This is a genomic window from Mariniflexile fucanivorans, assembly GCF_004341235.1.
GTDB lineage: Bacteria > Bacteroidota > Bacteroidia > Flavobacteriales > Flavobacteriaceae > Mariniflexile > Mariniflexile fucanivorans.
The window spans coordinates 1-16,200 of sequence record NZ_SLUP01000013.1; the positions used below are offsets into that span (position 1 = coordinate 1).

Annotated in this window: 12 protein-coding genes; all 12 read right to left on the reverse strand. The window is 32.4% G+C overall.

Annotation, left to right across the window (positions count from 1 at the left end; translation table 11 throughout):
* Positions 1-232 precede the first annotated feature (232 nt).
* Complete coding sequence (locus tag EV196_RS19110; RefSeq protein WP_132219389.1) at positions 233-580, reverse strand: hypothetical protein; 348 nt, start codon at positions 578-580, stop codon at positions 233-235.
* 641 nt (positions 581-1,221) lie between these two features.
* The gene (locus tag EV196_RS19115) at positions 1,222-4,329 is read right to left on the reverse strand and encodes a type I restriction endonuclease subunit R (protein WP_132219390.1); all 3,108 of its coding nucleotides are present in this window, start codon (positions 4,327-4,329) and stop codon (positions 1,222-1,224) included.
* A 6-nt stretch (positions 4,330-4,335) separates the two neighbouring features.
* Entirely contained in the window at positions 4,336-5,538 is a 1,203-nt protein-coding gene (locus tag EV196_RS19120; protein ID WP_132219391.1) for a restriction endonuclease subunit S, read from the reverse strand.
* Complete coding sequence (locus EV196_RS19125; RefSeq protein ID WP_132219392.1) at positions 5,535-7,082, reverse strand: type I restriction-modification system subunit M; 1,548 nt, start codon at positions 7,080-7,082, stop codon at positions 5,535-5,537. The genes EV196_RS19120 and EV196_RS19125 overlap by 4 nt, the downstream gene beginning before the upstream one ends.
* Before the next feature lie 311 nt (positions 7,083-7,393).
* Positions 7,394-7,804, reverse strand: a complete 411-nt coding sequence (locus tag EV196_RS19130; protein WP_132219393.1) for a hypothetical protein — start codon at positions 7,802-7,804, stop codon at positions 7,394-7,396.
* Between the two features lie 75 nt (positions 7,805-7,879).
* A complete protein-coding gene (locus tag EV196_RS19135; RefSeq protein ID WP_132219394.1) occupies positions 7,880-8,791 on the reverse strand; it encodes a DUF5655 domain-containing protein in 912 nt (303 codons plus the stop codon).
* 162 nt (positions 8,792-8,953) lie between these two features.
* Positions 8,954-9,688 carry a hypothetical protein gene (locus EV196_RS19140; RefSeq protein ID WP_132219395.1) on the reverse strand — a complete coding sequence of 245 codons (735 nt, stop codon included), beginning with the start codon at positions 9,686-9,688 and terminating at the stop codon, positions 8,954-8,956.
* Between the two features lie 171 nt (positions 9,689-9,859).
* Complete coding sequence (locus tag EV196_RS19145; protein WP_132219396.1) at positions 9,860-13,018, reverse strand: SIR2 family protein; 3,159 nt, start codon at positions 13,016-13,018, stop codon at positions 9,860-9,862.
* Positions 13,019-13,046: 28 nt separating this feature from the next.
* Complete coding sequence (locus EV196_RS19150; RefSeq protein WP_132219397.1) at positions 13,047-14,378, reverse strand: hypothetical protein; 1,332 nt, start codon at positions 14,376-14,378, stop codon at positions 13,047-13,049.
* Positions 14,371-15,414: a hypothetical protein gene (locus EV196_RS19155; RefSeq protein ID WP_132219398.1), complete on the reverse strand. Its 1,044-nt coding sequence runs from the start codon at positions 15,412-15,414 to the stop codon at positions 14,371-14,373. The genes EV196_RS19150 and EV196_RS19155 overlap by 8 nt, the downstream gene beginning before the upstream one ends.
* 240 nt (positions 15,415-15,654) lie before the next feature.
* Positions 15,655-15,852, reverse strand: a complete 198-nt coding sequence (locus EV196_RS19160; protein WP_132219399.1) for a hypothetical protein — start codon at positions 15,850-15,852, stop codon at positions 15,655-15,657.
* Positions 15,845-16,087, reverse strand: coding sequence for a hypothetical protein (locus EV196_RS19165; protein ID WP_132219400.1), 243 nt, complete (start codon positions 16,085-16,087; stop codon positions 15,845-15,847). Before EV196_RS19165 ends, EV196_RS19160 begins: the two co-directional genes overlap by 8 nt.
* Positions 16,088-16,200 lie beyond the last annotated feature (113 nt).

The window sequence follows — 16,200 nt, forward strand, 5'->3', positions numbered from 1 at the left end:
TTGATTTGTTTTTTTCATGCAATGGGTCAAAATTTAAAACCAATCCAAAAAGGTTTTTCACCGTTTGGATTTTTTAAATTCCATTTGCTACGAAAAAAGGAAATTGGAACTTTTATAACATTTGCCTAATGAACATGTTCTCGCATTTTTTCCGACAAGGTCAACATTATGTAGTTTTATAAAGAGGCTGTTTAAAATCAAGTTTTTGGTAGGAACTTGAAAACCTTAAAAATTACACAGAATATGATTCTATTCTTTCTATCGCATTATCAACTGTTTCTTGCAGTACATCACAATAAACTTCTGTGATTTTTGCTTTAGTTTCTTTAAATTGGGCAGATAAAAAGCGAAGTGTATAAGTATCGTTTCCAGCTAATGTTACAAGTACCCACCCTTTATGATGGTGCCCATTAACCTTAAACATTAACCCATGTTCATCTAAGGATGTTGGGCTGTTGAAGCCCCAGCTCATGGTAATGATTTTATTTCTGTTGAGCCACAGTAATGTTTCATTTTGATCAAAAGGTCTTTGAGCAAATTCTGTTTTAAATTTTTCGTAAAAATCTGTTTTGTTACACATAATGTTAAATTTTATTAATTAATATTAGTGCAACCAGTCAGTGCTAGAAGAGATTTTCTCTAACATTTTGAAGTGTAAAATTGGATGGGTCCCCTGAGTTTACGAAGTGGGTTAATGCCATTTTATAGGCACAAAATTTTAAGGTAAATCGAACGCACTGAACTTAGTGCTCATATTTATTATAGTCAGCGCAGCGTTCCTTACATTAAATCTAGACTTTAAAGGAAGCTGAAATAACCATAGCAGGGTGGGGGCGTGGGAGAAAGCAACGGTAATGAAATTTTTATTTTGGTGCCATGTTTTTGGGCCCAAAATAAAAATTTTGTTTCTGTTGCCTAGCGGTTTGGAAGCTGTTTCAAAATATGGAGTTGCAGGAGATTCTAAGACAGGACCAGCGCAATGAAATGTAGCGGAACGGTCTTAGGGTTTCCAAAGTGGAATATTTTGAATCTGCTGGAAAACTTTGGATGGCCTATTACAAAAAATCGGTCAAAGTGGTTCTTCTTCATATTTGGGGAAATCTGCCAACATGGATTACTCTTTATTTATTGTTGAAAGATATGCATCAATAAAACCTAAGCGATCCAAGTGACCGATATATGAAAAATAAATTGTTTACTAATTTTAAATTTATTAAAACATCACAATTGACCACCAACACCTTTAAACTTCTCTACAAAAGAAGCTATCTTTTGAAAAACACTTTGTTTTTTTGTTAAGTATTGTGGGTTTAACGGACTCATTTTAGGTAAAATAGAATTTAGCTCTGTACCGTTTTCACTAGCATATTCACGTTTTAATGATGAAATAATATAACGTTTCGCAGCTTCCTCATCAAGGTTTTCATCTGCAATTAAAACGGACGCTTCGGCTTTTTGTTTTTCTTGTGCATAGCCAAAGAAAGCATCTATGATATTTGCTTTTTCTTTAATAGCATCTAAATTGGTATCGTTTATAAAATCAACAACTAAACTTTCTTTTGCTCTATTACCTACACTAGCACGAATTACGCGTCTTATTTCTTCTATTAATTCTTCCTTGCTTTTAGATTTTGTATTATTTTCAAAAATTAATTCTAGAATATAATCTAAGTTAATCTCTTGCGATTTTAATAAATCTATTTCAAAAACCACATCATCCCAATCAATATCCGATGTTTCTGCTTCGTCCCCTTCTTTCTCACGACGTAACCAATCTCTAATATCATTATACGTAGAGCGATAATCTTGAACGGCTCGTTCTGTAGGCAGCTCTATACTTTTCATTACGGCCATATCTTCATCTGAAATAAAGTGGGCTTCCTTAAACGCTTCAACAGCATCCGGATCATTTACATCAATAGCTTGAAATGCTTTTAGATTGGTAAACTCATCATAATTCTGCAATATATTTTCTACTCGCAAAAATTCCCCAAAGAGTTTAGAAAATTCTTTTTTATCCTTTTCTGTAACTATTTCATCAGGATTAGGAAACTTTTCATGCAACTCTTTAACGACTTCTACATAGCCTCTACGTGCTTTCCCTGTTGCTATATCTGTAAACCCTTCCAAGTATTCTTTATAGCTTTTTTCTAAAACCACATCTCTAGTACGACTATCGCCAAAAAGGGTAATAGCCTCAATGGTGGCTTGTTCTAAATTTCTAAAAGTTATAATATTACCAAAGGTTTTAGTCGCATCATAAATACGGTTAGTACGTGAAAAAGCTTGCATTAAACCATGATAACGCAAATTTTTATCTACAAACATGGTGTTTAATGTAGGCGCATCAAAACCTGTTAAAAACATCCCTACCACAATAAGCAAATCCACGTCTTTGTTTTTAACTTTCTTAGCAAGGTCTCTGTAATAATTTTGAAATTCTTTACTATCTACCCCATAACTTGTTTTAAATAGGGCGTTATAGTCATTAATAGCTTCTGTTAAAAACTCTTTCGCACTCACATCCATGGCGGTTGGCTCAAACGTTTCTTCTGTTATTTCACCAATGGCGTTTTGTTCTTCATTGGCTGCAAATGAAAATATGGTTGCTATCTTTAATGGCTTTTCAGCATCCTTTTGAAGCTTCTTTAGTTCTTCGTAATAACATTTTGCAGCATCTACACTACTTACCGCAAACATGGCATTAAAACCGCTATTCTGCCCTTTGGTTCTGTGCGTTTTATTTCTATAGTGCTTTAAAATATATTGCGATATTTCTTTAATCCGTGTTGGATGCAATAAGGCTGTTTTGTTTTCTGCTGCACTTAATTTCTTTTCATCAACTTCTGTTTCAAAACCTTTAAAATGCGGACGTACATCGTTATAATCGACTTTAAACTTCAGTACTTTTTCATCCCGAATAGCATCGGTAATGACGTAAGAATGTAATTCGCGACCAAACACACTGGCTGTTGTTTCGGCACCTAAAGCATTTTCTGGAAATATAGGCGTACCTGTAAAACCAAACTGGTAATATTTTTTAAATTTCTTACTAAGGTTTTTTTGAGCTTCACCAAATTGCGAACGGTGAGCTTCATCAAAAATAAAAACCACTTGCTTATTGAAAATAGGGAGATTACTCTCTGTTTTCATCAAGTTATTTAGCTTCTGAATGGTGGTTACAATAATTTTATTATCGTCTTTATCTAAATTTCGTTTTAAAGCTGCTGTACTGTCTGAACCATTCACGCTATCGGGCGAAAAACGCTGATACTCCTTCATGGTCTGATAGTCTAAATCTTTACGGTCCACCACAAAAAACACTTTATCTATAAAATCTAATTGTGTGGCTAACCTTGCCGCTTTAAAACTCGTTAATGTTTTTCCCGATCCTGTAGTATGCCAAACATACCCACCACTTTCTGTACTACTCCATGTTTTTGCTTGAAAAGAGCTCGCTATTTTCCATAGCATGCGTTCTGTTGCTGCTATTTGGTATGGCCGCATAACAAGCAGCGTATCACTGACATCAAAAACCGAATAGTTTAGCAAGACATTAAGTAAGGTGTGTTTTTGAAAAAAGGTGGCTGTAAAATCCTTTAGATCTTTAATAAGCGAATTATCTGCCTTTGCCCAGTTCATGGTAAAGTCGAAACTGTTTTTACTTCGCTCTACGGTATTTGCAAAATAGCGACTGTCTGTACCGTTAGAAATTACAAAAAGTTGTAGATATTTAAATAATGAATTTTCGGTATTAAAACTCTCTTTGGTGTAGCGATGTACTTGATTAAAAGCTTCGCGAATAGCAACACCACGTTTTTTTAATTCTACTTGTACTAAAGGTAAGCCGTTAACTAAAATACTAACATCGTACTTATTAGCTTGTGTGCCTTTTTGTGCAAACTGCGAAATGACTTGTACTTTATTGCGTGCCACATTCTTTTTATCAACCAAATAGATGTTTTGAATGTGCCCATCATCAAACACAAAATCGTAAATGTAGTTATCGTGTATTTTTCTTGTTTTATCTAGCAGGTTGTCGCTGGGTTTATCTAAATATTCCAATAGAAACCGTTGCCACTCACTATCTGTAAATTGCATGTTGTTAAGTGTTTGCAATTGCACACGCACATTGGCCAACATGGATTTTTGATTGGTTAACTGCGGAAGGCACTCATAGCCCTGATTTTGTAAATCTTTTAAGAGTTCCTTTTCTAAATCGGACTCTGTTTGATAATTTGTAGGCGTTTCGTTTAGTGCTGAAAACTTTTTGAAGTGCTCTAAAACAATAAAATTGTTAGATTCTGCTATGGTTTTGTAAGTGGACATGAGGCATTAGTTTTTTGGAAACGTTAACAACATTTCTCTGTAGTATTCGTATTGTTTTTTTCTTAGCTCTATTTCTTTTGGTAAACCTTCACTTATGGAAGTGGTGAGGGTATCGAATTTATCTAATATCGCTACTATGCGTTCTTGTTCTGCTTTAGATGGTATTGGAATTATAGCTTTACCTAACCCTTTAGCATTAATCGCTGAAATTTTACCAGAAGAAATATGTCTCTTGATTTGGTCATGAAATTGTCTCGTTCTAGTAAAATAAGCTACATATTTAGGATTAAAAGTACTTTTATAATAAAAACAAGCATCATGGACAGCAACTCCTTCATCACCTAACCAAGCTGTTCCTTGCCCTATATCCTCTATTGTTTCACCTGCGGCAACAATTACAACATCTCCTTTTTTAGCAAGTCTTAATTTTTTATTTTCTACTAATTCCTTACTAACAAAAGATTTGGTTTTGTCTGCCCAAGTACCATAATGGGTATACATTTCACCATAATGAATCGTTGGCACACCTTCTGCTAATAAATCGGTTTTCACAAAACGCTTACCTCTAATAAATTTCCCAACACTTTCATCACCCATAGCTACATGTTGTACTTCATTTTCATCAAAACTCAACAATTGTTCACGGTAATAGGTATATTGCTGTTTACGTGTAGTAAGTTCTGTAGTAAGTTCTGTAGTAAGTTCTGTAGTAAGTTCTGTAAAGGTATCTAAAATACGGACTATTTCTTTTTGTATTTTTAGTGGTGGGATGGGGATTTGAAATTTATCTGTTACAGGCGTTGAAATCTGAGGCATTTGCATTCTACTTCCTATATTTTGAAAATAAAGTTCATGTATCTTCAGAAAATAATAAACAAATTTTATATCGATATTTTCGTTTTTTGAATGGTATGACCACATTTCATTTTTATGTGAAAATGGTTTGTCATAATATTCAAATTCAATAACACCTCGAGATTTTACTATAATAGAAGTTTCTCTGTTTATATCCTTTTCAGGAACATCCTCAAAATTAACAAAAGCAATGGTTTTACCTCCTGCAAAGATTTTCAAGGGTGCATCATCACCTTTGTGTAACTCTTTCATTTGACCTGCGGTAATTTTTGTTCCTTTCGTGCGAACAAGAGCTTTCCCTAAAGGTTTCCATTCCACTTTAACACCTTCTAATAATTCATTTAAATAACTCATGCTTCAATTTCTTTTACAATGGCATCAATATCAGCACGAAGTGTATTTATCTTTTCTACTGTAATTTTAACTTCCTTATTCAACACGGCAATATCAATTTTTTTCCGCGTATCTTCAGCTTCCACATAAGAGCTCACAGATAGGTTATAATCGTTCTCTTCAATTTTGGTGTTATCTATAGATTTAGCAACGTATTTTACATCTTCCTTACTATCGAACATTTGCATAATTTGCTCAATATGTGTTTCGGTAAGCACATTGTTATTGGTTTCTTTTTTAAAGAAATTTTCCCCACTTACATCTATAAACTGTGTTTTGCTATCGGTTTTACTTTTAGAAAGCACCAAAATATTTACGGCAATAGAAGTTCCAAAAAACAAATTGGGTGCTAAAGAAATGACGCTTTCTACAAAGTTATTATCTACTAAATACTTTCTTATTTTTTGTTCTGCACCACCACGGTAAAAAATACCTGGGAAACAAACCAAAGCTGCTCTTCCTTTACTAGATAAATAACTTAATGCATGCAATACAAAGGCAAAATCTGCTTTCGATTTTGGGGCAAGCACACCAGCAGGCGCAAAACGGTCGTCGTTAATAAGGGTAGGGTCATCATCACCAATCCAATTTATGGAATACGGTGGATTAGATACAATGGCATCAAACGGTTTATCGTCTCCTAATTCTGGGTTTATAAGGGTGTTGCCCAACACGATATGAAACTTATCGTAATTTACGTTGTGCAAAAACATATTCATACGCGCCAAGTTATAGGTGGTATGGTTTATTTCTTGCCCAAAGAAGCCTTCTTCTATAATATGATTGTCGAAATGTTTTTTGGCTTGTAACAATAAGGAACCAGAACCTGCAGCAGGATCATAAATTTTGTTTACCTTTTCTTGTTTGTGCATTGCCAATTGCGCAATAAGCTTAGACACACTTTGCGGCGTAAAGAACTCACCACCGGACTTGCCTGCATTGGCGGCATAATTAGAAATAAGAAACTCGTAAGCATCGCCAAATAAGTCTATTTCATTGTCCTCAAAATTATCTAGTTTTAAACCTTCTACACCTTTAAGTACAGCAGCTAAACGGCTGTTTTTATTTTCAACGGTATTGCCCAAACGGTTACTGGTGGTATCAAAATCGGCAAACAAGCCTTTTATATCTTCTTCGGATGGGTAGCCATTTGCTGAACTTTCTATGGCTGAGAATATGGCTGCCAAATCTGTATTTAAATTGGGGTTGGTATTCGCTTTTTTAGAAACGTTTACAAAAAGCTGACTTGGATAAATAAAGTAGCCTTTTGTTTTAATAGCATCTACTTTTATATCAGATGTGATTACATCGTCTGGAAGATTTGCGTAATTAATGCTTTCATCACCAACTTCAATATAATTAGTGAAATTTTCACTTATAAAGCGATAGAACAATGTGCCTAATACGAAATGTTTGAAATCCCAGCCATCTACAGACCCACGTACATCGTTGGCTATTTTCCATATTTGACTATGTAATTCGGCTCTTTGGTTGTTGTTACTCATTATTTGATTTTATGATATGTATTCCAAGGAATGGAACTTAATTAAACTTTTAACTTTTTTGAAATAGTCTTTTTAGCAATTTTACTATAGTTGTTAAAAATATAATATTAATCTGACTTAATAATAAGGTTTACTGTATTTACTTTTACCCCTATTTTATGCTATATTGAAAATATAACAGGAACACAATTTGTTTGTGAAAACTTAAAAGATTTAGGAGCCATAGGTGCCTGTAAAACAAAAACAGTTACAATTCATAAAGGTAAATTCGAATACTTTGTATTTTCAGGCGATTTGGTCAGTCAGATTTTTTAAATTCCGATTTTCACACTTTTTCTATTAATCAAATCTTGAATTTTATAAAATAGTATTGTATTAAATAAAACAAAAATAATTGCAGTCCAAAACCCATAATTCATAATCAACCAGTTTCCAGCACCAAAAGTGTGCGCCATTAAAACAAAAAGTAAAAAAACTCGAGAATATTTTTTAGGTAAATAATAACCTATTATTCCAATTAAAATGAGCCAAATTCCACAAAGTATAAATATTCCAGAAACGTGTTGTTTCATAATGAAATATCCGATAGAATTCGCTTCGTTTGCTACGTCTAAATCACCATCCCAATATTCCTTTGGTTGATTAACAATTGTAATTATGGAATCAAAAAGACTTGTCCATAATGCAGGAATCAAAGTAAGTAGTTTATCTTTTTTATTCATTCAATTTTGAGTGAGCCAATGTCAAGAGCTCTTTGTCCAGACAACATTCCGCTAAAAATTATTGGAACCTTTTCGTTATTTTTTATTTTTCTTAATCGACTGTTTAATCAGACTCAAAATATATTCTAAATCCTCGTCCGAGTTTATTTGTAATTCATAATCTCCATTTCCCCAGTGTCCAGTTGAAGAAACGTCTCTTGTAATTCCTTTCGGGTCGTCAAGTTCTCCAATTGTCATATTAATCCAAATTTTCAATGCTTTTCTTTGTGGATGAATATCAACTACATTTCTGCCAGAAACAAAAGCAATATATTTTTTCTTTGGTTTGACTTCTATATTATCGAAATTCAGAATTGCGTTCTTCATTTTCTCGTACAATTCCTTGATTTCTTCGTTTGCGTTTTCCAAATGTTCCTCTTCCGAATAGACTTTAATTTCTTTCGCAACATTGTCAATTGTTTGGTCGGTTTTGGAAATAGTTTTTATACTTTCTTGTGCTCCTGCTTTTTGTATTTGTTCGTAAGAAACAGTATTGTTTTCAAATCTCTTTACTTCCCAAAGTTCAATTGGTAAGTCCTTAAAATTTATTGCCTCACGTTGATAATTAGTAAAAGCTGGTGAAACAAATAAAACTCTTGATTGGGACCAATCTACGTCATTCCGTTTGAGGGTTTTATCAAGGTTTTCATTAAATTCTAAAATAAAGTCTGCTTTATTATTTAGCATTAGTGATAAATAGGCATAACCCTGATCAATTACACTAAAGTTCTTATCTCTCTTATATTCGATTATTACAAAAGCATTCGCTTCCTTGTCAAACGCAAGAGTGTCAATTCGGAAGTTATTTAGGGCAAATTCAGATTTCACAAAGTCAAGTCCGAGAATTGTCTTTAAATTACTTTCGGTCAATTCTTGAATTTCTTTTTCAAGTCGGAAAGGTTTTTCTTTAATGTATTCTAAAGATTTTTCTATTTTGAATAATGCCATTTATTTTTTTGATTTTCGTTTTTTACACACAACGTTTATAATAATAGTAGCATGTTTGCGTGCGAGGATTTTCCGAAGGAAAATCAGAAGCTAGCAAGGAAAGCAACTGACATTGGTTAAGCTAAAAATAGCAATTTTTTATATACGGCTTGGCACCAGTATTTATTTTTTAGCTCTGCTTTCTAATATCATTTTTGATTGCCATTTTAGTCTTTCTAAAGAACCAATGTCAAGAGCTCTTTGTCCAGACAACATTCCGCTAAAAATTATTGGAACCTTTTCGTTATTCAGTTCAATTTCATAAGTTCCAATTTCAGAGTTAAATGTCGATTTTTTTCCTAAAACATCATTGTCTTCAAAAAACAAGTCAAAACCTTTCCAAATTTTCTTAAAACTGTTATGTTTTGTTTTCATTTTTCCAAAAAACTCGGAAGCCAAAGCGTTAGAAACAATTATTAGTTTTGGTTTCGCTCGTTCTATTATTTCAAATGATATTTCTAATTGTAGATTTAAAAATTCCAAATTTGTATAACTTAAATTCTCAATCAATTCTTGTTTTGTTTCTCTGATGAAAAATAAATCAAGATGAGTCCATTTTGCATTGCAATATTCTGCAACCTCTTTCATTTTTTCAAAGTATGGAATGTCTTTAGAGTTTTCCTCTTTTGGTATTTGATAAAAACCAATATTTTTTTCGTTTTCAGGTATTACAGAACTTTTTCTAAAAGAAGGATTCATTCCAATAAACATTAAACTTTCTTTATGAACTATTTCAGGAAGAAGTGGATGTTTTCTATATTCAAAATCGGGATTAGAAAAAACCTTGTGATTCTCAAATTTTTTCCAAATTGCAAGAACATCTTTTTCGTAAATTTCTCTAATGTCAATTTCGTTCATATTTTCAGGCGGTTTGGTCATATTGGTGCTAACGGTTAGTATATGAAAAGTAGGCGGTTACGAAGCACGAAACTTTCGGTTAAACACAAAGTTTGACACGAGCCACAATCCTTGAATTTGCTACTATTTCGCCTGTTTTTTATATACATCTTTGTTACCTGCTGGCCTTTTTCAAATGAATAGTCTATAATCATAAGTTCTTCCCTCAAATCTTGATAATAGTTTTCCAATTCTTGCAATCTTGTTTGAAGAATCAATTGTTGATGGAAGTTTTGAATACAAATCCAATGAATTCCAGTTCATTTTTGTTAATCCTAAAATTTCTGTCGAAATCAAATCAATATTCGATTCTCCATAATGCTTTGTTATTTTAATTGGTGCAGGTATGCTTCGACCACCTAAATAAAACTTATAATTTGGTTGACGAACAGAAGGTACAATTCCGTGAGTCCATAAAAGGGCAGTATGTTTTTTTGTAACAATACAAGTACCTCTTGAAATGGGAAATTTTTCTACTTGTAGCTCTTTATTGTAAACGCTCATCGCTACAAAACGAGCATCAGGTTCAAAACTAATTTCAACTAGGTCAATTTTTTTAATTCCAGCCTTATTCAGACTAGCCTTTATTCCATTTATTTCATCCTCTGTAAACCTTGTCCTTTTATGAATAACAACTCTTTCTGGTAATCTATTTAACGACTCATAAAATAATTCTCTGATAGAAACACCAAATTGGAAAGCATCTTTGAATGATAAATAAGGATTGTTTTGCTTGTCGAGAACATAATTATCAATCTTGGATAATTTATACTTTAAGCCTTGACCATTAGAATCATAAATGTGACTACAGCCAATTACAATTTCTGTCTTTTCTTTGATTTTTGATATACTATACCCAATTCCAGCATAGGCAGTGCTTTTTTCTTGGTTATTTAAAATCCAAGGTGTTCTAAGTGATTTCACGTAAAAGGATAACGATAGCCACCAATAAATCTGACAAGTTAATTTGTCATCTAGTGTTTCCTCTCTTATAAGTTGTGTAGCTATTCCTTTTGAAGCAGAAAATGCTTTTATGTAATCGTGCAAGTCGAAACTTTCTTCTTTGTTAACAAAGCTTTCAAAATTTTGCCACTCACTAGGGATAAAAATTATTATTGTACTTTGACTTTGAGTATTTGCAATTTGTTCAATCTTAGAAGTAATTAATCTCGCAAGATTGATAGCGTTTTCGTGTGTTTCTAGTTCGTTTTCTCCTTTGAAGTCAATATTCAACCATTTATCATCACTCTCAAAATATGGTATATTGATAGGTAAATTATAAATGGATGAAAATCCAGGATAATCAATTAAGTAATCAGGATTTATATTATCAGTTGAATGTTTATTTTGTAGTTTGGATAGAAAATCATAGAATTTTCTTGAATATTTTTCTCCACAAATGACAGATAAATTGATTTCATTTGATAATACAATTCCATTTAAATTAACATCAAATGGACGATTGTTGACTAAACCTCTCATTGGATGATAATCTTTGAAATCCATATCACTTGAAGTGTTTCTAAATACAAGTTGTGGTTCTAAAAATTGAACTCCTTTAAATTGTGTCTGTCGTTTATCATATTCTCTAGGACTATAACCTCTAAACTTAGGGTCTAAAACATCTATTTCTCCGAAAGCTGTATTGGAAGATATTTGAAATTCGAAACTGCTACCAGAACCCTCTGGATATTCGAATTTAATTTTAGGTCTATTGAATAATATTTTGTTCCAGCTTTCTAATATTTCATCGTAATTGTGGTTATATAACTTTTCTAAGTTGTATTTACTTATTGTTAATTTTTGTGTTTTTGATATTTCTTGGTCTGATGTTAAATGTAAAGTTGGTGTAAATGTCAGATATCCAAAATGTTTGTTTTTGTCAAAGTAAAAAGAAAGAAATAAGGCTTTATGAATTTTGATTTTTTGATATTCGCTTTGGTTAGAAGTGAGCCAAATTTTATTTTTATAATTTGTCAATATTCTTTCATCTATTGCAAAATGTTTCAAAATAGCTTGAAGCATTAATGATTTGAAAGCTGTTACATTTTCAACATCGTATTTACTAATAGGTTCTCTTTTTATATCGCTTTTTAAAACACCTTTGAAAGCATTTGAAATATCTGTTAAAGTACCAATTGCAAATACTTTTCTTTTGAAAGGAACAGCACAAATGTTATTGGTTTTACATATTTCTTTTAAAAAACTCCAAGGTTTTGATTCTTTATAATCAATTTCGAACTGAAAAACTTCTTTAGGGAAAACGACAGGATGTAAATTGCTCTTGATGTATTTGCTCGTTTTTGAGAAGTTTAAAGAAAAGTCCGTTTTTAGATATTCTTCATTCTTTGAGCTTTCCAATGCATCTTGAATTGCTTGAGAGCGTTCAGCATTATCTTCAAATGCTGATTTTGTTAAATGTATTACAGTTTTATCAAAACCGTCTGTTGCTATAAAATGAGCCTCTCTTCCTGCCTTACGTACTGATGTTAGTAAATCTTCTACTTCGTCCGTTATGTGATTCCCATAACCACACCAATATAATCTCCCAGCTCCTTTACGTGTAAACGCATTCTTTAAAGCATCCATTAAAGATTTATCTCTTCCGCTGTAACCAATAATTATCAGATTTTTGTCAATATGATAATTAGACAATGTTTCAACAAATACTTCATTTTGAGTATCTAGTTCGTCCGTTGTATTTTTTAACGAACTAAATTTATAATCTCCGTGAAGAGCAATTGTAAGAAGTTCCTTGTTACTTTGATTCCTATAGATTCTGTCTACATTATCTAGATTAATTTCAATAGGTGTGAGACCATTTTGATGAGCTGAACGAACAATCAAACCATCAAAATTAGTTGTCCAAACTGATTTTATAATATTGTGTTCAGCTAAAAGACATAGTAGCTTGTATCCAATGTAAGGTTGTTTGTTTTCTATTAAGCTTTGAAAGTATTTTCTTCTGTCATCACTAATTGGGTATGCTCTTTCCGCAAAAAAGGAATATTCTTCATTTGAATCTAATTCTGGATATTCTCCTTGACTGTCTAACCACTTCTGAATACTTATTCTAACTGAATCATCTTTATAGTTTTTATAATAGTTAGAGGCATTAACATTTTTAGAAAGATAAATGTCTTTTTTCCACTCCCAAATACAATCGTAAGCAGATTGAATACCAGAAGTAATAGAAGCACCAGCTCCTATCAAAATCGAATGAGGGACATCAATATTTCTTTTAAAAGACCTTAAAAAAGCAGCATAGTCAAGTCTTAGTTTTTCTTTCATTCAGTTTGTTTTTGTTACCTGCTTGCTTTTATTTATTTGAATATCCAATTTTTCTGTACATCTGTCCCGCTAGTCTCATCAATCTATCTCTGTCATTTTTTTTCGTATAGTTAAGTAAGTTTATCAAATCTTTTTCTTGCACTTCTAGAAGTGCCTTGTCAATTAAAGATTCAGGGAATAAACTCAACCATCTGTCTAATGGGCGATAGTCCATTAGTTTATAGAGTAATCTATCATTGTACTGTAAACATTCCTTGAAAAAGTAAATCCACCTATCTGATGATATGTTTTTTAGCATTTCATTTACAATACCTTGTGCTGCATTCGAAACGCCATAACTGTTCCCAAGTTTAACAGATAATATGGCTGTTATACAAATTGGAAATGCAGGTGTCGGGATTACACTTCCCATATTGTACAATGTACTTACTGGTTTTGGTTCGTTATAAAAGTTATTCATTCCTTCGTGAGCCGCTAGTATTTCATTAGCGACTTTTATGAATGAGGACGAACGCAAGTCTTCTGGCACAAAATCAAATCCTTTGACTTTTAATAAAACCTTCTTTAATCCGCTTGCAGCTATTGTCTGACCATCTGTAAATAGTTCCGAATAGGTTCTACCTATTTGCCATCTCTCAGGATGCTGCAAATTACCCCACAGCATTGGCATTATAAGATTTGAATTAGCAAGTGAATTTTCAAGTTGAGCACCATTTGAAGTTTTGACTAATGACAGTAATATGCGAATGACAGTTCTATGAAAAAAATATGGACTTTGAACTAATTTTAAAATGTAGGGATTCTCCTCATTAAGGGTGCGTTCTTCTAGTTCAACTCGAAAGTTTTTAAAGTCAATAGCAGCTTCAATCTTATTATATCCTAAAATGCCCTGAATACAAGTTCTGACAATTGTTCTAGCCTCATCTTGAGTCATTTCATTTTCTTCATCTTCGTCAAGTTCTGGCTGATTAAAATGGGTAACGGTTTCCATTGCTTTTTTTAACCTGAATGCTGCCGTCCCACTAATAACACCAAATTCTTCAGCAAGACGAATTGCTTCAAACTCAGAAATTGCTTGTTGGATATCCGTGTGCTCATTAATGTCTGGTCTATCTAACATCTCAGCAATAAAAGAGACACCCATTTTACTCAATTGGTTTTTGAGAGATGTTATTGCCTTTGTCCAAGTATATGTGGATACCATTTCATAAGCTTCATTATTAAAAGCAGAGACAATTTGCTTTTTATCTTTTACTTGAAGCTGAACTCCATAAGTAACCAAGTCTTCTATTTTTGAGACTTTCTTTGGTATCGCTGGTAAGGCATTGTTTTGCCAAACTACTAGTTCTGTACTACTCATTGTCTTTTGTTTCTATTTTTCCATCTTGTGATTGGATGTATGCTGATTCTAGTCCTTTGCCGATTAATTTACACAGAGTTAAAAAAGTTCTACTTCTTGCGCCACCTGAAGTATTGGTTTTGGCTATAGAGTCTGGATGCTTAACAAATACATTATAAGCTGCAACTTCTCCTTTGTCCGTGAAAACAGTTATGCCATCACTTTCCATCATCCCAATAATTATAGTGAAAAAACCATTTAGTTTAGAGTTTGCTTGCAAATCATCCTTTTCTAACAACTCTTTTATTATCTCTGGAATATTTATTCTCTGTTTTAATATTATTCCATCTTCTAGTCTTTTTGGAATTGTTTTTTTACTACCATTTATTGTACAAGCTAAAGTTCCGTGTCCAACTTTTAAAATTTCATTGAAAACCTTTTTATAAAAATTTGAGGTTTGTTCTTTTATGCTAGAGTCTACATTTTTAACAATCGTTTTAATAAACTCAAATTGATTTTCGATTGGTGATTTATTTGTTTCTTCTCTGCCTCCAAAACTTATCATTAAAGGCTCATTTTGAACACCTTTAATTTCTATTAACTTATCTGAAATTTGATGTAATAGAATTACTTTAAGTTCTTCAGTTCCATTAATTATTAAAAAATCTTCTATTGATACTGATAATAATGAAGTTCCAGCTCTGAAAACACCATAACTAAAGTTATCTCCATTTCTCTGAATGTAGATAGACCAATCGGCTTCTGTAAGAGGCGCACATTTTTTTAAAGCCCTCAACATTGTTTCTTTAGTTTTTTCGCCTTGACCTATGAAGCAGTGCTGAGACATAGGTAAAGATTGAAGTACCAAGTCAATATCATCAACTATGTATACTTTCGGAAATAGGTCTTTTCCTTCTTCTCTATAGTTTACAAGTTGATTTACTAAAGATACTATGCCGTTTTGCGTAATTAAGCATTCCATTCCCTCATTTTCTAGGAATGAAACGGCTTCTCCTAAAATTACTGGTCTTAGTGATATAGGTTTTCCGTTTTTCATTTAATCTTAATTACATTCATTTTTTCAGCTTTCAGGTAACGGTTGTATAACAGCAACTTTTCGACTTTAATTGATGTTATATCGTTTATGTATGCAATGTATTACTTTTCAACAAAGAATCCAATGGGCTTATAATGTTTATATTCAGGAAATTAAAAAAGGCAAGGGGAATTAAGCCTATAAATGATTAGGCCATAAATTAACTAGTGTTTTTTGAAGCTTACCATAGAATAAAAAAAATCAATTCTTGGCATCTTGCTCTTTAGAAAAAACACCTTCTATTTTAAGGTCTTTACGTTTTACGATAAGAAAGAATACCGCAAACACACCCATTACGCCATAAAGGATATTGTGCAACAAAGGGGGCAATTCCAAAAAAGTAGTCACCAGTACAAAAAGAAAAGCCAGGGCTATTATGATTATTTTTAAATTATTCATTTTTACCGTGTTTAATGTTGTTTTCCTTGATGTAATCTTCAAAAAGACGATCCAAACTTTCGCCCTTTAGTTTAAGCAAAAGAAGATATTTAAAAATTTTATTCTCCGAAAAGGATTCTTCAAGGTAATATTTTGTTGATGTTGTTTTCGCGTTTAAAAAAGAATCCAATTCTTTTGTTTTTATTTTTAGTTTTTTTCTTGAATTTTTGAGGAGTCCGCCGTCTTTTTTTGCCATACGTTTTGAAATAATATTTTAAACAAATCTTTAATAGGGGCTTTAAAGTGAGTGAAGATATTAAAAATTTCTCCAAAGATATATTTAAACATTATAAAGGAAATATTTAGTAA